Below are 20,761 nucleotides of genomic sequence, written 5' to 3' on the forward strand. Positions count from 1 at the left end.
TGTGAATAATGCCATTGATTAGCCTTTCAAGGTGACCACCGAACCCAGGGCGGAATCAGTTCTGGTCACGGTTACTTTCAGGGTATCCCCAGCAGCCAGGGTAATCGGAAGGTTCGCGGCCACCCCGTTCTTCTGATAGACTGCGGTACCGTTGCTGAGCGTTACCGTGTAGTAGGTACCGGCCTGACGGGTACCGATGGTGGCCGTGAAGTCATCGGCGTAACCCGAGGCGAAGACGAATTCCAGGTTCTTTTCCTCGTTCAACGGGGTATCCGGACGTACCAGGGTAACCACCAATTCACCGTTGACTTCGGCCTGGAAGCCATCCAGGAGCAAATAGACCTGAACTTCTTGCCCAGCAGTCAGGTACATCGTCCGTTGGTTCAGGACGCCTTTGCGGTTGGCGCCGTTTACCGTTGGGATGGCTGTCCAGAAGAAGGCCGAATCATCGATGTTCTGAACTCCGGCGCCGATGCCGTAGGAGTTACCCGGCGAACCGTGACCGTCACCCAGGCGGGCCTTCATCGTCATCTGGTAAGTACCGCTGACGGGTACCACGTACTTCCCGGTGGTGAGGTTCCAGCCACCGGTTGTACCCGCAGGCTTCATATCTACCGAACTGGTCACAACGGGTACCTGGTTGAACGCTCCAGCGCCCAACAGGGCCGAATAGAAGACACCCACGGCCACGACACCCAGACCATCGATAACACTAGTGGTAACACCACCGGAACCCAACGGCTGACCGTTTACCGTCACTTGGTCGTGTTCAATGCGCAGGTTACTACCGGAACCGTCTTCGTGGCTGTAGCTGAGTTGAAGCGCACCGTTAACCAGTGCAACCTGACCGTGAATTGGCGTACCGTCCTCCAATTCACCGTCCAGGTTGATTTCCGTCACGGTGGCGTTACCACCGACTTCAACCCCGTCCACCGTGAGTTTTCCGGCGTCGTTCAGGGCTACCACCTTCCGGGTACCGTTGGTGCTGACCATACTGATACCACCTCCGTTCTGCATTAGGTACGCCTGGGGCAGGAACACCATATCCGACAGGTTGGGCGTGGTGTAGTTGAAGCCACCGATAGCTACCGAGCGCAAGCCGTATCCCACAATTCGGTCACCGCCGATTACGGCAGCGCGTTGGCCGAAGACCTTGTTATTCGTACCGGCTACGATAGCGGAGAAGTGAGAACCTTCGGGCGCTTCGTTCGTGCCACCGGCAATAATGGCCGTGGCGTAGCTGCGAACTTTGTTGTTATCACCGGCAACAATAGCGGAGTTGTTCGGCTGGGAACCACCTCCGATAAGGTTATTATTACCACTCACGATACCCGAACGGTCACCGGATACGCTGTTGCTGGTATCACCCAGAACGAAACTGTTGGTACCCGTGGCGCGGCGAACCGGAACGTCAACCCGTGGGTCAGAATCGGTCACGAATTTGTTGGTACCGCTAGGAGTTCCCGAAGTACCAGCCAGGGCAGCTTCCTGGTCTGCGGTCAACGAGCTACCGGCGCCTTTGCCGATTAGCTTGACTTCGTGGGTGCCGTTTTGGTCACCACCTCCGACGTTATCACCGACACGAACAATGCTGGTAACAATGAAATCCGCTGTAGCGTGGTCGTAATCGAAGGTGATTTCGTGTTGGTGACCGTCTCGAAGTTCGGACAGCGTAGTGACCGTAGCATCTAGGTTTTCAACCAAAAAACGAACTTGCTCAATGCTCAGTTGAACAATGTGGTAATGAAGCGGGTCATCGATGGCGTTAACCTGAAAGACGAACGGGTTACCACTACCACCACCACCGGTTTCGAATTCTTCCCAGCGCCCGTTGTCCGTCAGAGCTATGTAGCGGTCTGCGTTGTCCAGTCCAGGGAACTCCGGAATGTTCAGCCGGTAGATTTTGCCGTCTTCCACCACGGCCACCAACATATTTGGTTTGCGTTGGCCGGAACCGATTCCGTCTGCATCCAGGGTATCACCGACTGGGATGGCGTCTCGGAGGGCCAGGGTAGCAACCACCCGGTAACCACCCTGACCGAAATCATCATAATGGGTTGCGTTGGCGCCTGCTGGTACGATAGCATCAGCGACAACGGTACCTTGATTCTTACTCATTTATAGTCTGATAGAATAGATTAGTTAGGGTTACTTCAATTCGACCGCTAGTGGAACCGATGCGCGGCCACCGCTGCGGTACAGGCGGAACTTTGTGCTGTAACCCTGGGAATTGGTGTAGTCAAATGACCGGAGTTGGTAGGCTGTATTGGGCAGGCCACCGACTTCGAACGAGGCGTCACCGTAGTCGTCCAGGTAGGCGAAGTAGATGTATTCGTTCGCGGGGCTGAACTCCCGAGACTGCTGACGTCCGCTGCTGAACTCCTTATTGACGGGGCCGTTCAGAATGCTGGACAGTTCGTCTTCGGGTTTGCTCAGCACGTCTTCAGCGGAGGTAAACCAGAACCGTAGGTGACGGTAAGCAACCTGGGCCTGGGCCGAAATTGATTCCGACTCGGTGGTGACGGTCATACTGAACGTCGTGTCCGTATTGGGCGCCGTATTGGCTTCCTGGGCGCCTGCTGTCGGGGTCAGGGGTTTGGATACCCCGTTCACGGTGACGCTCAACACCGGGTTCGTATTGGCTTGAAACGAGTAATTGAGGGTAACCAGGGTAGAAGCCCCGAATTCACGAACGGCGTTCTGGGCCGTGAGGCTTGCCGAGGGTGGTACATCAACAAAGAAGGCTTTGTCCAGGAATTCCACGACGTCATCGGCGCCGGTATTCACGCCCTGGAGTCCGGGAACGGCGCGGGTAATGGCCCGATTGCCGTTGAAATAGGTGTTACCACCTCCGGTTCGTTTTGTCTGATTCATACGTAGGTAAATAAGAAGCCCGAACCTTTGGAGTCCGGGCCGGGGTAATGGGATAACTGGGGTAATTATTCGGTGACGTCGGATTTCTTCTCCTTCATTATGTCCGTGAACATTATCGGGATGACGATAGCGGATAGGGTAGCGTAGGTTTCGGTTTCGATAATGCCCTGGGCTTTGCAGATGGTGAAGCCCACTAGTAAGAGGATAGCCAACAGCGTCGATTTCGGCGCCCGATAGAGGTTCTGGATAACGGTCTTCATTGGCTTATTGCTTGCGCTTCAGGTCGTAGGTCTGGTAGAACACTCGAACCCGTTCTTCCTGGTCTTTCCACCGTTGTTCGTTCTCCGTTTTGGCGGTTTCCAGGACGGTGATGCGACGGTTCAAATCCTGCTGTTGAACCAGGATGGTCGTCAGGGTTTCGTTCATCTTATCCTGACCGTCGATGATGCGGTTTCCGAAATAGGTAAGTAAGGATATTAGAATACCGATGACACCTACGGTTAACCAGTTAGTGAATTGTTTAAAGGTTGCGAACATTGCTTATTACATAAAGTATTGCTTCGGGCCGTAGTCGAACACAATACCAGATGAATAGGCAGGTGTGGAGGTCGGTTCGGGCTTGCTTGATTCGGGAAAGAATTCAGGGAAATCGGCCTTGTTACTCTGGAGGTAACCCAGAATGTTCTTCTTCACAACCGACGCATTGGCTTCGATTTCCTGTCGTTTGAAGTTCACGATGTCCATATTGGCAACGTGTTCTTCCTGGGTTACACCCTTGTTATTGATAGTTAAGAGATTGCTCAACATTGCGCGTTCCGTGCGCAGCGCCATCCAGTACTGAATCTGGTCGAACAATTCGACCTGTTTCGCGGTCAGGGTGGTTCCGCTGGTTACGTGCGTTTCATAGACCTCGTAAAGCGGCTGGGACAGCAGCGGTTTCACGTCGGCAATGGTCACCTGTTTCAAGGCTACGCGAATCAATTTCGCGTCGGTATCCTTGTGAACTCCGGTGTTGCTGGTCAGGTAACTATCGGTAATGAGATATTTCATAGCTGGTATCAGTAAATAAGTATCGGTTACCCGCTGTTTTGGTCACGGATGTTAAAGTCGGACAGACGGTCAACCCACTGCTGACGCTCGAACGACCAGAGTTGGGTCATAATGCTGAAGGTGTTCGGGCGGAAGCTTCGCCACTGACCTCGGTGGGCGCCGTTGCCGGTGATTTTGCCCGGAAGACCTCCGCTAGTAATACCCTGGGTAACCGTGGTACCAGCCCTGGACACATCGTAGTAGCGTTTGATTTTGGAGTTACCTCGGGATTTGGGCCGGTCTTCGCTGGGAATCAAATCCAGGTTCCGGGTACCGATGCGCGTACTGCTGATGCGGCCTACGCGCCCAGCTTTGCGGTTGAATTCGTTATCGGCGTACGTGAAGATGAAGCGTACCCAGGTCTTCCGAGAAGCCAAGTCCCAAACACCTTGTTCAAAAAGTTCTACCTGACGGCGACGGTCAGCGTCCGTCAGGGTATGGTAGAACTGAAGCTTCTTCTGAGCTTTAGGCAACATCGGCAGGGTAGGGATTACGGGGTAACTCCGGTTCGACTTCTTCCGAAGCTGGGTTCGGAATTGATTCCGACTGCGGCTGAAGTTCCGGGCGCAGGTCTTCCACGGTGTACCCGTAGTAGATGGCAGCGCATTCAGGTTTCAAAATGTCTAAGAAAACCCAGTCAGGAATGTCCTGAATCACCAGATTCAAGGGTTCCACGGCGAATTCCGCGTCTGCATACCCGTTGAACTTCAGCACCTTTTTCAGGAAGGCCACCATCGGTTTCTGAAGGTGGCTGATAACGTTCTTCTGGAACTGTTCCTGGGCCGATTTGAGAAGCTGGGCTTCGCTGCTGAAGCCGGTGTTACCCTGCACCCCAGCCAGGGCCGGATGACAACGGTGGGCCGTGGCTATTGCCTGCTGGGCCTTGCTGCTGAGGGCTTCCATCATCGGCGTATTGTCACCCGCGTTAATCGGTGTTACCTCAACACCACCTTCCTTCGTTTCGCTGATGTTCACCAGCAGCTTCGAAGCGTTTTCCGAACCCGTGAAGGAGTCCCGAACGGCGCGTTTGAAGGCTTGCTTCTGTTCGTCCGTCATCGATGCTGTCACCGACAGGATGGCCGAAGCGAAGAAACCGTTTAGCATCGTGTTCAGGCCGTACTTCGACATTTCGTCCTCCATCTGGACGTAGTTCAGGCAGCTCACATAGGAGACTTCTGGAAGCCAGGGTTGGCCGTTGGCGCGTTTGTGGTAGAAGTGAAGCTGGGTGGTTTCGTTGATGTCCGAGGGGTTGAAGCGTTCGTAGAACACCGCTGGGTTCTGCATCAGGTTCGACCAGTCTGCGGATACCCAGTACCCGCGAAGCTTCAGCGTCGGGTTACCGTCTTTGTCCAGGGCGTATTGTTTACTAGGACGAACCTTGCTGCTGTCCAGGTAATCGATGGCGACGATGGCTGTCTTCGTGCGGTTGTAGCGAACCAGGGCCGCAAACGTTTCCAGGATGCTCATATCCGTAGCCCAGTCTTCCCAGAGGTCTTCCACGGTGGTACCTTCTTCGTCCAGGGACTCCAGGAAGGGTTTCACGTCATCGCCGTAGGTCAGCGCGGCGCCTTTGATGAAGTTTTCGCGCAGGCTGATGAAGGCGGAATGATTCTCGGACTTCTTCACCGAGTCCATCAGGAATTCCGGGAAGGCGTTGTTATCTCCGTACCGAACCCAGTCGTCGGGTGACATCCGAACCTGATTGGGGTTAACCTTCGGGATTCGGACTTCGGCCAAATTCACCACGAAGGATTCGTTTCCGCTAACGGCGGGTATTGCTTTACGTTTATTCGTCACTGTATAGTAGGTAATTATTCCACGAAGGCCGATACCAGCCAAGCGTTGTTATTGAAGGTGAACGTGGCCGAACCGTAGTTGGAATTCACCTTGAACTTTTCGGCGCCGTCAATCAGCTTTCCGTTGCCATCGATGGTAATCGGGGCGGTTTCCGCTAAGCCGGTGTAATCCTTGACGGTGTGCTGTTCACCGTTCTGGGCCGCTACTGGGAGTTTGATAATGGTGCCAGCGGAGGCGAAGACGACACCGATGGAATCCAGGATGACGTAGCCCGTAGGCGGCGCCGTAATCGTGTTCAGGAAGTTGTTCGGCAGATTGTCACCACCACCGGGGGTACCCGTGGAACCACCGGTGGTGGTAGCCACCCGAATATCCAGGGTGACGCCATCGATGGAATCCAGGACGGGGTTGAACGGCTGGTTGAATAGCTGGGCTACGAACTCGGTGTTCAAGCCTTTCACGTTCTGGCGTTGCCGGTTCTGAAGCTTCACCGAGTACTGATTCCCGTCTTTGTCAACCTTCTGGTCTTGCTGGGTGAGGCGAAGCGGTTGTTCGTGGCCGATTAACCACCAACGGCGGTTGTTATCCTGGACGACAGCGGCCAAATCGGTTTCGCGCATCGCGTCGAACATTCGGTTTTTGGCGTCCGTCTGGATGGTGACGGTGAAGCTGATTTCCACCCCGTACAGGGTGCCGTTTTTGGTGGTTTCGGGTACCACGGTGTAGCGGAGGTCTTCCAAATGTTGGAACATATTCCAGCCTTCACCCACCCGTAGGACGACTTGTTCCACTAGTTCACCGTCGTAGAAGAGGGACTGGATAGCGTCTCGGTTCACCAACATCAATCGGGCGGCGCCGGGAACGTTGAAACCCCGTCCGTTGTCCAGACCGGTTTTGAGGTAATTGGTATAAGGCATTAGAGATTGTCGATAAGAATCGATTCCGGTTCACGGAACTGAATGTGGGTGGCGTACACCACTTGGTTATCCTGGACGACCTCCAGCGTCCCGTTCAGGCCCAGGCGCGGGAGTTCCGCAGTCGCGGGCGTACTCAGGATGTAGCAGTTGGTCAGAATCGATACCGTGGCCGGTAACTGAACCTGGAGTTCATTGAACCCGGTCAGGTACACGTCACAGGTCAATCCTAGCGGAACCGTTACCTGGTTTTTGGGTAGCTGGAATAGGTTATCCTTATCGGTGAATAGCGTAATCATCAGAGGTAAATAAGAATGTTCGCCTAGGTGGCGCCGTAACGAAAAAAGGTACCCACCCGTGAGGATGGATACCTTTCGTTCAGGATTGAATCGGTTACGCGATTCGGGTCAACAGCGCAGACAGCGCCGTGTTATCCATAATCACTTCAACGGCGTGGCCGTGGTTCGAACCCGTCAGGGTAAACGAAGCGGTAGCGGCGTCTTCCTTTGCAGCACCGGAATTCTGAGTCGATTCCGTAGCAGCCAGACCATCGGTCAGGCCCAACAGGTAGTATTTGCCGTCCGACTTGCGCTTCACCAGGGCCGCGTGTTTCGGAGTCAGGATAATTTGGTTGGCTACTTCACCAGCCGTCTGACCACCTTCGTTCACGGAGAACTTCAGGGTTTGGGTCATAAACTTGTTGGCGCCGGTAGTGAACACGTCTTCGTAGCTAGCGGTACCTTCCACGAAACCGATTTGGACGAACTTCGTGGTGGCTTCTACGCTCATACCCGAAACGGCCACGACGTTACCACGGGCGTCCAGAACGTCGGTAGTGGAATCCAGGTGATGACGGGGAATCAGGTATAGTTCAGAAATACCACCCGTGGTATATTTCTGGGTGGCAGGGTTACCGAATGCAGCGGTAAGGAAAGGAGTTGCGGGCATAGTTTATATCGATATAAATCAGCTTGTTATGAAAAATGGGGTAGGCGGAAACCACCCACCCCATTCCATTCATCACTAGGATTAATTAGGCTTTGTAGAGAACCTTCTGGTTCGGAACGCATACAGCGGCGCCCAGGGAGTAAGTAGCCTTCAGGAACATTTCGTCACCGATGTTATCCACCTTGCCAACTTCAAGCTTAGCGAAGTCAGCAGCCAAGTCGGTACCCAGGATAAGGTCTGTCGAACGACCAGCTACAATCGTGTTAGCAGGGAGCGGAACGAATTCCACCGGTACACCGAGGTATTCCACCTTGTCAGCCGATACGCTGAAGATGTCGCGGTAAGTCTGCTTCAGGTTTGCCACCTTGATAAGCTGCTTCGCGTTCTCTGGGGCGTAGATTTTGGCTTCGCTCAGGGTTTCACCCGGCATTGCGCTGTAAATCTTTTCGAATTCAGCCACGATGTTCGAGGCGGTCAAGGCTACACCAGCTACACCGATTTCGCTAGCAGCGGCTTCCAGCTTGGCAACCAGCGACGTCCAGAAGCGGCGTTCGATGGCTTTGCCAACTTTCGGGATGGCGAATTCCAGAACGGCCTTCAGGAACTCACTCGATTCCATCTGGGCAGCGCCGGACTTCATATCAGCACCGAAACGGGTACCGCGCAGCGCGAACATATCGAACTTGTGAACGACTTGACGAACCTCGGGTTCAATCACCGCGTCAGCGAAGTTCAGGTTACCAGCGGATACCGGATTTACGGCGTACGGCTGGTCGGTCAGGTCACCGCCGAGGGTCGTTACCGTTTGTTTGTGCTTGATGTTTTCAAGTACACGAACCAACGATTTCGCAACCGTATCGTTGGCGTACAGCATTTCGCTGAAGATAGGGCCGAGGGTATTGTTTTCCCAGGTCTGAGGGGTATAGTTCATATAGAGTTTAGAGGGGATTCAGTAGCGTTATTAGCGGTTCTGATAGCGTTCCCAGGCTAGTTGTGCCGGGGTTTTCACGGCGCCCGTTTGGGCAGATAGAATCACTTTCTTATCGGCTGGCTTCGATTCGATTTCGGCCAGTTTGGTAGTCAATTCGGTGTTCGCCTTGCTCAATTCGGCGTTACCGTTCAGCAGCGTTTCAATCTGCTTTTTGAGTTCATCGATTTGGGTCTGGAGTTCGTCCAGTTTCGATTCATCCTCAGGGGTTACTTCGGGTTCGGTAGGGGTATCCTCAGCAGCTTGTTCCTCTTCCTGGGGCGCCTCAGGGGCGTCCTGGATGGTTTCCAGCTTGCCTTCGGTGATTACCAGGATTCGACCGTCTTCCAGTTCGTATTGACCGTCAGCGATTTCACCCTGGACTTCCAGAGTATCGTCGTTCACGCTGATGACCGAACCTTCTTTGGTTTGATAATCTGATAGGGTTACTTCCTTTTCCGAAAGCCGAAGGATTTCCTTTGCAATGGCCGAGAGTTTAGCCAACGTTCCGGTTCCTTTGTCTTTCATTCGGTAGCGATAAGATTAATAGTCAAGAGTAAATAAGACCGGTGCCGAACTTTTTCGCAGACGAAAAAACCCCAGCCGAATTCACGACTGGGGTTTGATTCAGAATTGATTCCGGTGTTACCTAGTGGCAGCGGCGCCGATAACGATTCCGATACCTAGGGTTATCCATTTCCATCCTTTCCAGGGTTTCTTCTCGGGAGGTATCAGCGCATCTACGTCAGCGTTCTGAACCATTGGGTTCGTGTTGCGGGCCGTAATTCGGATACTCCCATCGGATTCCCGGTGATGCGTCACTAGCAATCGATTCGGAATGTTCAGCGAATCGATTCGGAGGGTGTCACCCTGGGTTCGGATGCGGTAACTCAGGGTATCCGAGGCGTAGGCCCAGGTATGCGTCTCAGAGGCTCCAGGTTGAACGCTGACGTGTTCGATGACCTTCGTTGTCTGCTCAATGCTGGAGGCTGTCAGCAGGCGTTTACGCTCCTTTCTGGGCAGCGCCTTGACGTCCTGGACTAGGGCCTTCTGATTTCCGGACAACAGGCGGTAATTGTTGCCTACTTCCCAAAGGGTCGCTTCCAGTGCCTTCTTTTCCACGACTTCACGCCCCAGCTTATCACGGTAGGTATGAAGGGTATCCTGGAGGGCAGCGGTCAGGCGCTCGTTGCGCGTAACCTCTGACTGGAGTTCCTTGGCTCGGTGGCAGGTGACAACCAGCAGCGCCACCACGGCAATCAGCAGCACCTTAATCCAGTTTGCCATCGGTGCGCAGCTCGTTCAGGATGGCGTTGATGTCGTCTTCGATGGAACTCCAGTCGATTTCCTTCGGGGTTGCCTCGGACATTTTCACCTGGGATTCGCGGAAACGGCCTTCCAGGCTGAAGCCGGTCACGTTGCCGGTCATCACCTCGGATTCCCAGAAGGTTTCGTCCAAGATTTTGTACGTAGCCATCATCGTCCCTTTGGGCAGGTGGAAGCCTAGGGCCGCAGCTTTGTCAACCTTTGGGTCTTCGATTATCCAGGATTCAATCAACTGGGCCTGGACGGTATCCGACTGGTCGTGGTTCTTGTTGCTCAGGCGCAGGTTGCCCGTCTGCTGGAAGAACTTGTTCCGGATTTTCTCAATGTCGTCACTAGTGAACTGGATGTAATGTTCGCCCTGCTGGTCATCGTTGCGGTATATCAGCTTATCGGGAATGATTACAGCTGACGTTAGGTACCGCTTCATCTGGTCGGTGGCCTTCAGGGTTACTTCCTGGGGTTCCGACTCCGAGAGTTTAACCGCCTGGACTTGCATCGCAGGACGGTCAACCATTGAAATCAGGAACATTCCGGTGTTATCATCGAATTCGTCAACCTGAAGTTGGAATACAGGGAGTTTCATAAGGTATTGGATAGGGTTAATTCAAATAATGGTCGCTGATGCGGGTGCGGTCAGCTTCGTAGGTCACGATGTCCGAGGGACGAACCGTGATAGGTTTCTGGAGGGCTGCGGCGGTCTGCTGCTGTAGCGTCTGGATGTTCTGTTGCATCGCTACCAGGACGGTCATATCAACGCCCTGCTGAGGCGTCGGAACCGCTACCTGGGCGTAACCACCCTGGGCGTAACCGGTGCCGCCGTTTTGACGGGCAACCTCCAATTGAGCAATCGTAGAACTGAACTTCGGGCTGGTTACCATCCATTTCGGCGCCACCCATTCGTTTTCGTGAACCACCCCAGCCACCCGGAACCCGCTGTCGTCCGGAGTTCCGAAGCCCGAACCGGTGAAACCACCTTCATCGAACCCGTTGGCTAACTGTTTCGCAGAGGCAATAGCGGAGGCCGTAGCAGCCAAGGCCACCACGATAGCGGCGAGGTTACCAGGGAAGGGGATGCTGTTGGCGCCTACCGTGGCCTTCACCGCAGCCTGGATAGCCAGACCAGCCGTGACAGCCTTATCGATGCTAGCAGCGGCCAGGGCCAGACGGTTCATCTTCTCCTGTTCCTTCTGCTGTTGCTGCTGAAGGGCAATCTTTTCCTTCTCCGCTTGCTTTGCGCGGGCATCTTCTTTCTGCTTATCGGCAGCTATAGCGGCGTTCCGCTGACGTTCTACCTCCAGTTGTTTGATGATGCGTTCACGCTGGGCGCCTTTCGCGTTCAACAACTGGTCTTCCAGGGAATCGATTCTGGATTGGGAATCTTCCAACTGGGCATCCAGGGCGTCGGCAGCATCTTTCGCAGCGCCCAAGATGGAATCCGCTTCCTCCATCTGGGCCTGTAGGGCTTCCATCCGGGCCTGACCAGCCATCGTCAGGAGTTCCAGCGTCGTGTTCATCGCGGCGTCCGCAGCTTCGTTCACTTTCGCCTTGACTTCATCCAGGTCGTCATCGCTGACACCAAACAGTTTCTTCAGAATGGAGTCACCGAGGTCAGCCGTAGGCGCCGTGGCGATTTGCGTCACGATTTCCCGACGTTGCTTCGCGGCTTCGGCCACGATTTTCGTCCGTTGGGCTTCGTTTTCCTTGGTATCCTTCAACTGAGCCAAGGCGAGACGTTCTTCGGCGTTGACTTGTTCTAGGAGAGCCTGGAAATACTCTTTGGTGCCTTCCCGGAGTCCCAGAACCTTCACCTGGGCCAAATCGGCTTCGTTCTGGGCAGCCTTCAGGGTTCGTTCCCGTTGGAAGTCGGCTTCAATCTTCTGCTGGGCAGCGTTACCAGCGGCCTGAACTTCTTTAACCTGCTGAACCAGGGCGTCCTTTTCCTTCGGCCCAGCCTTTTCGTACTTCTCGGTGATGCTGGCTAGCTGGGTTTCCGTCTCCAGTTCGGCCAATTGCTTCCGGAGTCGCAGTTGTTCAGTCGAACCTTCTTCAGCCAGGGCCAATTCTCGTTCCAGGGCGGCTTTCTGGTTGGCGAACTTCAGGGCCGTAGCAGCCGAGGCGTCTGCGGCTTCCTTCTCCAGGCGGGCTTTGTTTTCTTCCACGGCCTTATCGGCAGCGGCTTTCCGTTCGTCGGCAGCGGTTTTGTCTTTGTCCTTTTGCTCCTGACGCAGGCCGTTCAACGTGTTCTGAAGCTCGGTCTGGAGTCCTAGGGATTCCTGAAGCACTTCGGCGCGTTGAACCTGGAGTTCAGCCAGGGCATCCTTATCGGCGCTAGTGATGTCACCCTTCAGTTTGTGTTCGGCCTGGAGGTTCTGAATCTTCTGGTCGGTCAACCGAAGTTGTTTCTGAATCAGCGCGTCTTCGATGGCGGCTGCTTGCTTGCTGGCTTCGATGCGGGCCGTAAACGACTTCGTAACGTCCTCACTGGCCTTCTTCAGGGCTTCGATGCGGGCGCGGCTGTTGGCGCGTTCCACGTTCAGGGCGCGTTCCTGGGCGGAAATCTGCTGGTTGCTCAGGGCCAGACGTTCCGCTTCCTTGGCAGCGGCGGCGGCATCTTTGCCGAACTGCTGGAGGTTGGCTGAAAGGTTACGCGCCTTCTGAGAAGCGTTTTCGATGCCGGTACCGAACTGGATAACCCCGTTGGTAACCTTTTCGAAATCCATATCACGGATACCCTCCAGTACCACGGCGAACGACTTCAGCCGGTTCATCAGGTTGGTTTGGATGGCGTCAACCAACTCGGTCAGCGTCTTCTTCGGATTCTGGAAGGCTTCGAAAAGGAACTTCCCGACCTTGGCTACCTGCTGGCTCAGGAGGTTGAATACAGCCTGGAGCGCCTTCGTTTTGCGGTCTAGGAAGTTCATCGCTTCCTGACTGCGGGTGAAGTAGGTGACCAGGGCGCCGAACGCTAGCAACAGCAACCCGATACCCGTACTGGCTATAGCACCTTTCAGGGTACTGAAGCCTTTGACGACGGTGCCGATGCCACCCTGAACCGATTGGAATCCACCCTGGAGGCTTTGCAATGCCTGACCGGTGTTACCCGCAGCCAGGGACGCAATGTTGAAGGCATCCTGGAACTGGGAACCCATCTGTTGCGCATTCTGACCGGCCTGATTTGCACCAGCCGAGGTCGCTTGCGTCTGCTGTTGTACCTGGGCCAACGCACGACGGGCCTGCTGAAGGTTCTGGGACAGTTGGGTGAACTGCTGGGAACCGAATTGGGCCTGATTCAACTGCTGTTCAAGCTGCTGAACCGTCGATTCCAACTGGGAAATGTTCGTTATCGCAGTCTGGACACCGTTGATAGTTAAATTGAATACTCTGCTATTAGCCATAAATAATTACTGGTACCCAGGGTTAGCCAGGTACCAGTAAATAAGAATCGATTCCGAGGGCCGGATTACGGCGCGTCCGGGTCACGGATACAGGATAGCTGGGACGTCGCATCGTCCAACGCCATTTGATAGGCAACGTCATCGGCGTCCTGTTGGCTAACGCTGGACGTGTACGTGGCCGTAGCTTCGGTACCGGCGCCGATGTAGCCATCCGGGCAGTAGGCGTACGCTGTCTGGGTTGACGTCCAGGTTTGGGGAGTTCCACCACCGTTATCACCCGTACCACCCGAGGTCGGTGGGTTGCCGGTGCCACCCGAGGTCGGTGGGTTACCCGTTCCACCCGAGGTCGGTGGGGGCGTTGTCGTACCTCCACTAGTGACCGGTATCGATGGCAACCCGGTTTGGGTATCGTGACTAACGAACTTGTACAGTTTCACCGTGGCGTATTCCTTTCTCAGGTCGTAATTCCGGATGGATTCCAACAGGTACAAATCCGATTCGAGGCGCAGCAATTGTCGTCCGGTCAGGTGGGTGAACAAATCCGGATTCATTCGGCTGACACCCTGCACGTAGTTCGATAGGTTGCCTATCAGCAGGTCATTCGAGTACAGCAGGTAGAAGATACCCTTCGGGTTCTCCGAACTTTCCACATTGGGGGCCAACGATACGGTGTCGAGTTCCGGAAGGCGGGCAACATCCCGAAGGATTACCCCGTCGCCTCCGCTGCTGTAGATGGTGGCGCCCGTGGCTTCCTCCAGGTCGTAGCTGCGGAGGGTGGTATTCTCGGTCAGGCGGTAACTGGGCTGGTTGTTGACATCGAAGAAGCTAACCTTCGGAGGCAGGCCCGTGAATTCGTAAGTTCCTGGGGTATAACCACCCATCACGTTGCCGCTAGCGGGCGTGAAGCGACCGAAACCCGTACCTAGGCCCAGTTCCGGGCGTAGCCAGGTATTGCCGTGGTACAACAGCAGGCGCGGAACCCAGCTTCCGGGTTGGGTGAAGTTATCGATGTCGTTCAACACCGACAGGTCTTCGGAATCCTGAGCCGGAAGGATGGCCGGAAGCAAATCTTCACCCGTGAACGTGGTACCTCCACTGGTTTGCCCGCTGTACGTAACCCGCACGAACGGCAGCGGCGCGAACGGAAGCTGGGTGGTTTCCTCCGGTTGGAGTCCGTTCACCTTCTCCAGGTAGTCGGTGTTCTTCAGGATGTGGTCGTTGTCATCCGGAAGGTAACTCAGGTAGGTTTGCCCGATTTCCGCTTCCGTCAGCGGAAGGTCGTCCGTCTGGTTCACGTCCAGGTAGGGCGTCATATCAACGATTTCCTGAAGCGATTCCTGAATGAAGTCGTCCCGAGTCAGCAGGGTTACCGTCTTTTCTTCCTCGTTCAGTTGGTAGAAGAGGTTGAAGATTTTGAAGACAGCCTGGACGAATTCAGCCTGGTTCATATCCGGCAGGAACAGCGCCGGGTTTACTAGTAGCGGCCCATCTACGGTAGAAATCCGGAAACCTCCGGTGGCCGGGTTGTAGGTGAAGACCGGCGCGGCGTCGTGGGTGGCTTTATCTACCGAGAAGTACCGCTGAATCTGGTACTGTTTCCCTTCCTCCAGGCGGGCCGTGAACGAGAAGGTTCCGTCACCGACTCCCAGGGTATCCATATCCAGGAACTCCAGTTGGGGCGTTGCGAACGATGACGACGCAGGTAACATATCCTCGGGGATGGTTTCCGCGTCGGTGATGCAGCGGAAGGCCGTGAAGGCTGGGCTGGTCAACACCGTTCCGTTGGTGCGGGAAATAACGTGTTCAGCCCGTAGGCGGAAGGAGTACATACCGGTGAACTTCGCGGTATAGACGCCATCCCCACCGAGGGAATTACACAGGTCGCCTTCGAACGGCGTCCAGGGGTACACCATCACGTACACGTAGTCGTTCTGACGGTCAATCCGCTTCAGAATCGAACTCTGGTAGCCGCCACCCAACCACAGCGGAGGGGTATCGGCGCCCAACGGGGCTAACTTGCCGTAGTTCCACGCCTGGGGCTGGCTGCTGGAATACAACATCACCAGCTTCCGGAAGGTACCGTTCTGGAGGATGTCACCAGCCAGGGTATATCCGGCATCCGCGAAGATGTTCTTCAGTACGGCGCCTACATAGTGGCTAATGCCTAGGTCTTCGTAGCTGATGCCTAGCTGACCGTGTTTGAGCTGATAGAAGCTGTTTAACACCGTTGGGTAACAAACCTCGGAGTCCGGGAAGGCCACGGTGTTCGTCCAGGAGTCCATCACCGACTGATTGCCGGAGAAATCCAGGCGCGTGAATGACTTGATGTCGGTCAGTTTCTTATCCTGGAGGATGTCACCGAGCTTCGGGTTCGTGATGCGGGCTTCCCCAACAGCACCTTCGAAACCCTTGCCGGAGTTCTTCAGGTGAAGGAAGGTACCATCGACAACCAATTGGTCATCGACAATCAACTGGGCCGCGTAGCTGCGGCGAAATTTGCCCAGGATTTGTTTGTCGTTTTCGCCCTGGAAGATGCCGATGTTCTTCTGGTTGTACGGCAGCACTAACGGCAGGCTGAACGTGCCCGTCTTTTTCAACGGGTCACGGTATTCGCTCACGACTTTATCCAGTTGGATAGCTACGTCCTCGTTCAGGTCAGCTAATTGGCCGTTGATGTATAGTTCGATACGGTTCATTACAGGTTGATACTATTTTCTTCCACGGCAGGCGACACCGTAAGGTTGATGACGCTCAGGCCCAGGCTGGAATCGATTTTGAAGGTGTCGTCCTGGGGCCGCTGGTATTTGCCACCGATGTAGATGGCTGGGGAGTGCTTCAAATCGTCCAGCCACCGAAGTTCGGCCTGGGTCAACCACTGGCTGTAGTAGGTCACCGACTTCTGGCTGTTGATTTGGTAGGCGCGGGTGTTGCTGACGCTGCTGAAGGTGTTCACCTTCGTCTTCACCTCGGTATCGGTGTCACGGCGGAATTGGATGGAGTCCCAGCCACCCTTCCGGTTCATAAACAGCACCGGAATCGGGAGGGGGATTTCCTCCGCTACCTGGAATTCCTGCTGGTTGCTCAGACGGATGGTTCCCTGTTCTTCGTCTTCGTAGTCGAGGTAAACCGAATAACTAGTGATGTGGCTGTAATTGATGTGGGCTACCAGCCGTTCGGGCTTTACGTTAATCAAATACAGACCTCCAGACGTGATTTCCTCGGTATGGAGAGTGTAGCCCTGTTCCGGGGCTGCGGACTTGAACTGAAGGTCTGCTTTGACGTGAATCTGGACGTTGCTGCTATCCGGGTTCGTAGCCAGGAAGAAGGCCAACAGGGTGTCTTCGTTGCGGCGCCGTTGGATACCATCGGGCATATTGGTGAGGAAGTTCACGGGTTCGCCGTCGAACTGGTACACGTAGCCCAGCATATCACCGGATTCATCCAACGGCAGGGCCGCACGTACGGCCACCTTCACGGGTGATTCGTGACGGTAGTTTTTGACCTGCTGATTCTGGGTGTTGTAGGTGATGTAACCCGTCCGGAAGTAGTACGCCACGTAGGCCGTTTCGTCCTTTTGGTACACTAGTAACGGGTTCGGTACCCGCTGGGTATCGTGACGGAACTGCGTCTGGAGGGCGCTACTCAAATCGAACGAACACGTTCCATCACCGGGGCCGTTCTTGGTCAGGGTGCGGAGTAGGGTAGCACCGGTTTTGGGAGTTCCGGAAAGCTGGATGTTCTTCGTTGGAAGTGTCCAGATTTCCACGAAGAACAGTTGGCCGATGGAATACGGGTCTTTGGTAACACGAACCGTCATCGGGTTACCCACGGATTGTATAAAGGACGGTGATTCGGTTACGGAATAGGTGATAGGGGTAGCTACTGCCATCGGGGTTAATTTTTATCAGAGAAGGTTACTTCCAGAACGCTGACGATTTCTGGAATCATTATTTGGTCAACCACCTCGGCAATGAGTAGCTGTTGGAAGTCCAGGGTGGCTTCGATGAAGGGCCGGGCCTTGATGCCGTTGCGGTAAATGCTGCGTTGGATAGCCACGGCAGCGGAGTTCACCGATTCGGCGCTGGCTTTGCGGAACACGCCCGTTCGCTTCACGCGCCCCAGGATGCGGTACCGCTTTACCCAGGCAATCAGCATATCCAGCGGTACCATCTTCGTTCCGGGCTGACGTCCGGCGTCCAGGGCTTCGCCGTACTCGGGCAATTGAATCAGGCCACCGTCCGTCGTCATTGTAACCTTCGTGTTGTGCCACAAACCCGACTGGTCACGACGGATGTTGTGGCGTCCGCTCAGCTCCAGTTCCGCGAACATAAATTCCTTGATGGCGTCCGCTACCTCCTGAAGTTCTCTGTCCAGGTAGGGTTTGACCTGTTTGCTGGTGAAGACGTTGCCGGAACCCGAACCCCGTTGGATAGACCGGATAATCTGGGGTATAGACTTCTTTTTCATTAGCTACCGAAAATCTTCTTCAGGTCTTCTAGGGGCGTATCCTGGGCTTCCACTTCTATTGTGAATTCACCGCGTAGGCGCTTCAGACGGGAATCCTGGGTATCGTTGAACACTAGTACCGAGGCGGGGCCGATGTTGGCTTCACCGAAGACTTCCACCCGTTCGAGGTAGTTCAGGATTTCGAAGAAGGTTTGTTCCAGCCGGTCAGCAATGTTCACCGACTCAGAACGGGCGCCTTCCTGGGGTTCTCTGTCCAGGATGTTCAAGGCCACGGAATAGGTCTTCGAACGTTTCCGTTCGCCCTGCTGGATGTCGGTGATGGTTTCCAGGTATGCCAACGGGAATTCGTAGCTGGAACCCGAGTCACCGAAGGTCTGGAGTTCACCCGTATCGTAGCTGGCAATACTGAGGTGACGACGGCAAACGTCACCCAGGGTATCGTATAGTTTCTTCAGCGTTGCCTTCCGCTGGGCGTAATGTTCAGTCATTAATTATTTAGTCTTTTCGTATTGCTCACGGCGGAAGTCGTTTACTTCTTTCCGGTACTGGAGTACCGTAAGGACATCTGCAATAGGCGCAGATAACAACGCAGGATGTTTGAGAACATCCGGTTCCAAATCGTAGAGGGACGCCATCCAGCCGTACGTTGCGCCGATATGCTGTCCGAAAGTCCGTTCAGCAGCGGTTGAATGCGGGTTAGCTTGGAATAATGCTGGGTAACTAGTTTGAATGCTTCCGATTTGTCCAAAAAAAAACCTTCCAGGGCCTTCACTTGGCAGGGATTGAGGTGCTGACGGAAGAGTTTGGCCCTGGATTCAATCCAATCCATACTGTTTTCGGCCTGCTCGTACACGTCTTCGGCTTGGGTAACCTCGGTTTTGCGTCCCAGCAGGCGCCCAAACCAGCCGATGTTATCCTGTTTTTCAGCCGTTTTCCGCTTCTTCCGCAGCAACAGCGCCATCAGATAGGGCATCTGGGCGTTTACATCGTCCGGAAAGGCCGTGGTTATCTTGTCGAAAGCGGCCAATTCACCCATCGTTTCAATCGGACGGGCGTAGTATTCGGTACCCAGGATGGTTACCGAGTCGGTTGGAATCAATTCCGGCGCCGTTTTCAGGAACTCCAGGTGGCTGAACAACGGAATCACCACCCCGAACCCAGCTTCCTCCAGCAGTTCCACGGGGTAACCGGTCAGGATGGAAACAATCCGGGTTGCCTTATCGGTACCCGACAGACCTTCTTCAGCGTCCAGACGGGCAATGTTCAGGAATTGGTCGAACGTGACTTCTTCCCAGCAGGTCGGCAGGTAGCGGGTATCGGTATTGAGGGTGACGGGTATCTTCTGCATTGTATCGGTAAATAAGAATTGGGGCTACACCACGGCGTAGTAGAAGCTGGACTGACGGGCGTTCAGGATGGCGTACACCAGGGCGTCCAGCGCGTCGTCGTGGCCTTTGCCGGTACCATCGGTGAAGGCGGTTACCTCGTCAATAAATTCATCGTTCCAGGCGCCTTTCAGCAGCCAAAGACGGCCACCTTCCACGAACGGAACGGCCTTCAGGGCGCGGCCTGCTTTGCTGACGCCTGCTGGGTCTAACGGCAGTACCGGAGTATTCACGTCCTGGGCCTTCACTAGCGACAGCAGGGACGAACCCACGGATTTCTTCTCGATGAAACAGCGGCGAATCGGCGTCGTGGTCAGGTCGTAGCTGCGCAGGTAGGTAACCAGGTCACGAACCAGGTCAGCGGGTTCCTTCCGAACCCAGCGAACATCCTTCACGAACAACTGATTGTCCAGGCGGGCGCACAGCAAATAGCAGGTGGCGTCATTCTTTGGATTCGCGGTTTCGGCGCCGTCAACAAACAATTGCCACTCCAGGCCGCGTCCGTTGACCTTGGCTTCGAATTCGCCTTGGGTGATGATGTTCGGACGCATCCAGTCCGCTTTGAACATTCCACCCTCGGTATCCCTGGGTGTCTGAAGGTGCTGCTGGGCGTACACCCGACTACCCATCATTTCCTTCTGTTCGTCCAGGTCGTCACGGCTGAAGCGGCCTGGGGAATCCCAAATCAGGCGAGTTCCGTCGTCTCGGCTGTCGTCTAGGTCGTAATACTGGAACCAGTCACGGGGGCTGACGTCGTGTTCCGACTTGGCTTCACTAGGAAGCTTAATCAGGCGCCACCGTTGGGGTTGCTTCTCCAGTAGGAAACCCGTCATATCCTGGACGTGAAGGCGCTGCTGGATATTGATGATGACACCCACCTGTTTGTTGTCCAGGCGCGTGTAGATGGCCTTCTGGAATTGCTGGATGGCTTCTTCCCGTTTGGCGTTGCTGTCCGCCATTTTGCTCGACATCAGGTCGTCGCACAACACCAGGTCAGCATTGTTACCCGTGATGGAATCCGAGTTCACCCCGAACGCCTTCCGGAACCCACCTTTGTCGTTGCCGATTTCGGCGTAATTGTGGGTGGTCAGTTTGAATTCCTGACCGTAAAGGCGCTGGAACCACCCGGATTTGATGATGTTCGCGGAGTACGACACCAAATCAGCGGCCAACCCTTCGGTGTGGGTAACCGTCAGGATGCGAAGGCTGGGGTTGTGCAGCCACAACCAGACCGGGAAGAAGACCGAGAAGATGTAGCTTTTGGCCGAACGAGGCGGGATGTTGACAATCAGGTGTCGGTCACGGGGTAAACCCTGAGCTAGTTTTAAACCGACTTCCTGGAGTTCATCACATAGAAACCTCTGGTACCACGCGCCTTCCTGGAAGTTCTGGCCTTCGGCGTAGGAAAACGCAGCCTTGAAGAACTCCCAATACGACTTCCGGTATAGTACCCGCTGAAGGTTCAACAACAGGTCAGGGTCTTCCGCTAGCGGGTTTACCTGGGGTTTCACCTTCCGGGGGCGCCCACCTTTGTTTTTGGGTTTGTGTTGTTCGACTACCTGGGGTTCGTTCGATAGGTTTTCAGTTATGTCAGACACG

Annotated in this window: 21 protein-coding genes; all 21 read right to left on the reverse strand. The window is 54.8% G+C overall.

Annotated features, from left to right (window positions below; translation table 11 throughout):
* Window positions 1–18 precede the first annotated feature (18 nt).
* The 21 genes from ASU33_RS11745 to terL all read right to left on the reverse strand — a co-directional run bounded on the left by ASU33_RS11745 (window position 19) and on the right by terL (window position 20,760).
* Entirely contained in the window at window positions 19–2,118 is a 2,100-nt protein-coding gene (locus ASU33_RS11745; protein ID WP_149867175.1) for a hypothetical protein, read from the reverse strand.
* A gap of 30 nt (window positions 2,119–2,148) precedes the next feature.
* On the reverse strand, window positions 2,149–2,874 hold the full coding sequence (locus ASU33_RS11755) for a hypothetical protein (RefSeq protein ID WP_059071038.1): 726 nt from the start codon (window positions 2,872–2,874) through the stop codon (window positions 2,149–2,151).
* A 65-nt stretch (window positions 2,875–2,939) separates the two neighbouring features.
* Entirely contained in the window at window positions 2,940–3,134 is a 195-nt protein-coding gene (locus ASU33_RS11760) for a hypothetical protein (RefSeq protein WP_059071039.1), read from the reverse strand.
* A gap of 4 nt (window positions 3,135–3,138) precedes the next feature.
* On the reverse strand, window positions 3,139–3,411 hold the full coding sequence (locus tag ASU33_RS11765; RefSeq protein WP_059071040.1) for a hypothetical protein: 273 nt from the start codon (window positions 3,409–3,411) through the stop codon (window positions 3,139–3,141).
* A gap of 6 nt (window positions 3,412–3,417) precedes the next feature.
* Complete coding sequence (locus tag ASU33_RS11770; RefSeq protein ID WP_059071041.1) at window positions 3,418–3,924, reverse strand: DUF6712 family protein; 507 nt, start codon at window positions 3,922–3,924, stop codon at window positions 3,418–3,420.
* 26 nt (window positions 3,925–3,950) lie between these two features.
* A complete protein-coding gene (locus ASU33_RS11775; protein WP_059071042.1) occupies window positions 3,951–4,439 on the reverse strand; it encodes a hypothetical protein in 489 nt (162 codons plus the stop codon).
* The gene (locus tag ASU33_RS11780) at window positions 4,429–5,760 is read right to left on the reverse strand and encodes a phage portal protein (protein ID WP_149867176.1); all 1,332 of its coding nucleotides are present in this window, start codon (window positions 5,758–5,760) and stop codon (window positions 4,429–4,431) included. Before ASU33_RS11780 ends, ASU33_RS11775 begins: the two co-directional genes overlap by 11 nt.
* Before the next feature lie 14 nt (window positions 5,761–5,774).
* On the reverse strand, window positions 5,775–6,677 hold the full coding sequence (locus ASU33_RS11785) for a hypothetical protein (protein ID WP_149867177.1): 903 nt from the start codon (window positions 6,675–6,677) through the stop codon (window positions 5,775–5,777).
* Complete coding sequence (locus ASU33_RS11790) at window positions 6,677–6,973, reverse strand: hypothetical protein (protein WP_059071045.1); 297 nt, start codon at window positions 6,971–6,973, stop codon at window positions 6,677–6,679. Before ASU33_RS11790 ends, ASU33_RS11785 begins: the two co-directional genes overlap by 1 nt.
* A gap of 94 nt (window positions 6,974–7,067) precedes the next feature.
* The gene (locus ASU33_RS11795) at window positions 7,068–7,622 is read right to left on the reverse strand and encodes a hypothetical protein (RefSeq protein ID WP_149867178.1); all 555 of its coding nucleotides are present in this window, start codon (window positions 7,620–7,622) and stop codon (window positions 7,068–7,070) included.
* Between the two features lie 85 nt (window positions 7,623–7,707).
* Window positions 7,708–8,553, reverse strand: coding sequence for a hypothetical protein (locus tag ASU33_RS11800; RefSeq protein ID WP_059071047.1), 846 nt, complete (start codon window positions 8,551–8,553; stop codon window positions 7,708–7,710).
* Between the two features lie 30 nt (window positions 8,554–8,583).
* A complete protein-coding gene (locus ASU33_RS11805) occupies window positions 8,584–9,117 on the reverse strand; it encodes a hypothetical protein (protein ID WP_059071048.1) in 534 nt (177 codons plus the stop codon).
* Between the two features lie 117 nt (window positions 9,118–9,234).
* Window positions 9,235–9,876, reverse strand: coding sequence for a hypothetical protein (locus tag ASU33_RS11810; RefSeq protein WP_059071049.1), 642 nt, complete (start codon window positions 9,874–9,876; stop codon window positions 9,235–9,237).
* Entirely contained in the window at window positions 9,860–10,498 is a 639-nt protein-coding gene (locus ASU33_RS11815; protein ID WP_059071050.1) for an XkdF-like putative serine protease domain-containing protein, read from the reverse strand. The genes ASU33_RS11810 and ASU33_RS11815 overlap by 17 nt, the downstream gene beginning before the upstream one ends.
* A gap of 16 nt (window positions 10,499–10,514) precedes the next feature.
* The gene (locus ASU33_RS11820) at window positions 10,515–13,241 is read right to left on the reverse strand and encodes a coiled-coil domain-containing protein (protein ID WP_149867179.1); all 2,727 of its coding nucleotides are present in this window, start codon (window positions 13,239–13,241) and stop codon (window positions 10,515–10,517) included.
* A 134-nt stretch (window positions 13,242–13,375) separates the two neighbouring features.
* Window positions 13,376–16,006 (reverse strand): hypothetical protein, encoded by a 2,631-nt coding sequence (locus ASU33_RS11825; RefSeq protein ID WP_059071052.1) that lies wholly within the window; start codon window positions 16,004–16,006, stop codon window positions 13,376–13,378.
* Window positions 16,006–17,127 (reverse strand): hypothetical protein, encoded by a 1,122-nt coding sequence (locus ASU33_RS11830; protein ID WP_059071053.1) that lies wholly within the window; start codon window positions 17,125–17,127, stop codon window positions 16,006–16,008. Before ASU33_RS11830 ends, ASU33_RS11825 begins: the two co-directional genes overlap by 1 nt.
* A 77-nt stretch (window positions 17,128–17,204) precedes the next feature.
* Window positions 17,205–17,639: a hypothetical protein gene (locus ASU33_RS11835; protein WP_149867180.1), complete on the reverse strand. Its 435-nt coding sequence runs from the start codon at window positions 17,637–17,639 to the stop codon at window positions 17,205–17,207.
* A 137-nt stretch (window positions 17,640–17,776) separates the two neighbouring features.
* A complete protein-coding gene (locus ASU33_RS11840) occupies window positions 17,777–18,265 on the reverse strand; it encodes a hypothetical protein (protein WP_059071055.1) in 489 nt (162 codons plus the stop codon).
* A gap of 41 nt (window positions 18,266–18,306) precedes the next feature.
* Window positions 18,307–19,125 carry a hypothetical protein gene (locus tag ASU33_RS11845; RefSeq protein ID WP_059071056.1) on the reverse strand — a complete coding sequence of 273 codons (819 nt, stop codon included), beginning with the start codon at window positions 19,123–19,125 and terminating at the stop codon, window positions 18,307–18,309.
* Window positions 19,126–19,149: 24 nt separating this feature from the next.
* The gene (terL, locus tag ASU33_RS11850; protein ID WP_059071057.1) at window positions 19,150–20,760 is read right to left on the reverse strand and encodes a phage terminase large subunit; all 1,611 of its coding nucleotides are present in this window, start codon (window positions 20,758–20,760) and stop codon (window positions 19,150–19,152) included.
* Window position 20,761: the final 1 nt, after the last annotated feature.

It is taken from the genome of Solirubrum puertoriconensis (assembly GCF_001483135.1).
In the GTDB taxonomy this organism is placed as follows: Bacteria; Bacteroidota; Bacteroidia; order Cytophagales; family Hymenobacteraceae; genus Solirubrum; species Solirubrum puertoriconensis.

Excerpts from the sequence above, each read along its gene's own strand:
- ASU33_RS11745 (WP_149867175.1), bottom strand. The coding sequence starts at position 2,118 with ATGAGTAAGAATCAAGGTACCGTTGTCGCTGATGCTATCGTACCAGCA.
- ASU33_RS11755 (WP_059071038.1), bottom strand. The coding sequence starts at position 2,874 with ATGAATCAGACAAAACGAACCGGAGGTGGTAACACCTATTTCAACGGC.
- ASU33_RS11760 (WP_059071039.1), bottom strand. The coding sequence starts at position 3,134 with ATGAAGACCGTTATCCAGAACCTCTATCGGGCGCCGAAATCGACGCTG.
- ASU33_RS11765 (WP_059071040.1), bottom strand. The coding sequence starts at position 3,411 with ATGTTCGCAACCTTTAAACAATTCACTAACTGGTTAACCGTAGGTGTC.
- ASU33_RS11770 (WP_059071041.1), bottom strand. The coding sequence starts at position 3,924 with ATGAAATATCTCATTACCGATAGTTACCTGACCAGCAACACCGGAGTT.
- ASU33_RS11775 (WP_059071042.1), bottom strand. The coding sequence starts at position 4,439 with ATGTTGCCTAAAGCTCAGAAGAAGCTTCAGTTCTACCATACCCTGACG.
- ASU33_RS11785 (WP_149867177.1), bottom strand. The coding sequence starts at position 6,677 with ATGCCTTATACCAATTACCTCAAAACCGGTCTGGACAACGGACGGGGT.
- ASU33_RS11790 (WP_059071045.1), bottom strand. The coding sequence starts at position 6,973 with ATGATTACGCTATTCACCGATAAGGATAACCTATTCCAGCTACCCAAA.
- ASU33_RS11795 (WP_149867178.1), bottom strand. The coding sequence starts at position 7,622 with ATGCCCGCAACTCCTTTCCTTACCGCTGCATTCGGTAACCCTGCCACC.
- ASU33_RS11800 (WP_059071047.1), bottom strand. The coding sequence starts at position 8,553 with ATGAACTATACCCCTCAGACCTGGGAAAACAATACCCTCGGCCCTATC.
- ASU33_RS11805 (WP_059071048.1), bottom strand. The coding sequence starts at position 9,117 with ATGAAAGACAAAGGAACCGGAACGTTGGCTAAACTCTCGGCCATTGCA.
- ASU33_RS11810 (WP_059071049.1), bottom strand. The coding sequence starts at position 9,876 with ATGGCAAACTGGATTAAGGTGCTGCTGATTGCCGTGGTGGCGCTGCTG.
- ASU33_RS11815 (WP_059071050.1), bottom strand. The coding sequence starts at position 10,498 with ATGAAACTCCCTGTATTCCAACTTCAGGTTGACGAATTCGATGATAAC.
- ASU33_RS11825 (WP_059071052.1), bottom strand. The coding sequence starts at position 16,006 with ATGAACCGTATCGAACTATACATCAACGGCCAATTAGCTGACCTGAAC.
- ASU33_RS11830 (WP_059071053.1), bottom strand. The coding sequence starts at position 17,127 with ATGACGGTTCGTGTTACCAAAGACCCGTATTCCATCGGCCAACTGTTC.
- ASU33_RS11835 (WP_149867180.1), bottom strand. The coding sequence starts at position 17,639 with ATGTTCGCGGAACTGGAGCTGAGCGGACGCCACAACATCCGTCGTGAC.
- ASU33_RS11840 (WP_059071055.1), bottom strand. The coding sequence starts at position 18,265 with ATGACTGAACATTACGCCCAGCGGAAGGCAACGCTGAAGAAACTATAC.
- ASU33_RS11845 (WP_059071056.1), bottom strand. The coding sequence starts at position 19,125 with ATGCAGAAGATACCCGTCACCCTCAATACCGATACCCGCTACCTGCCG.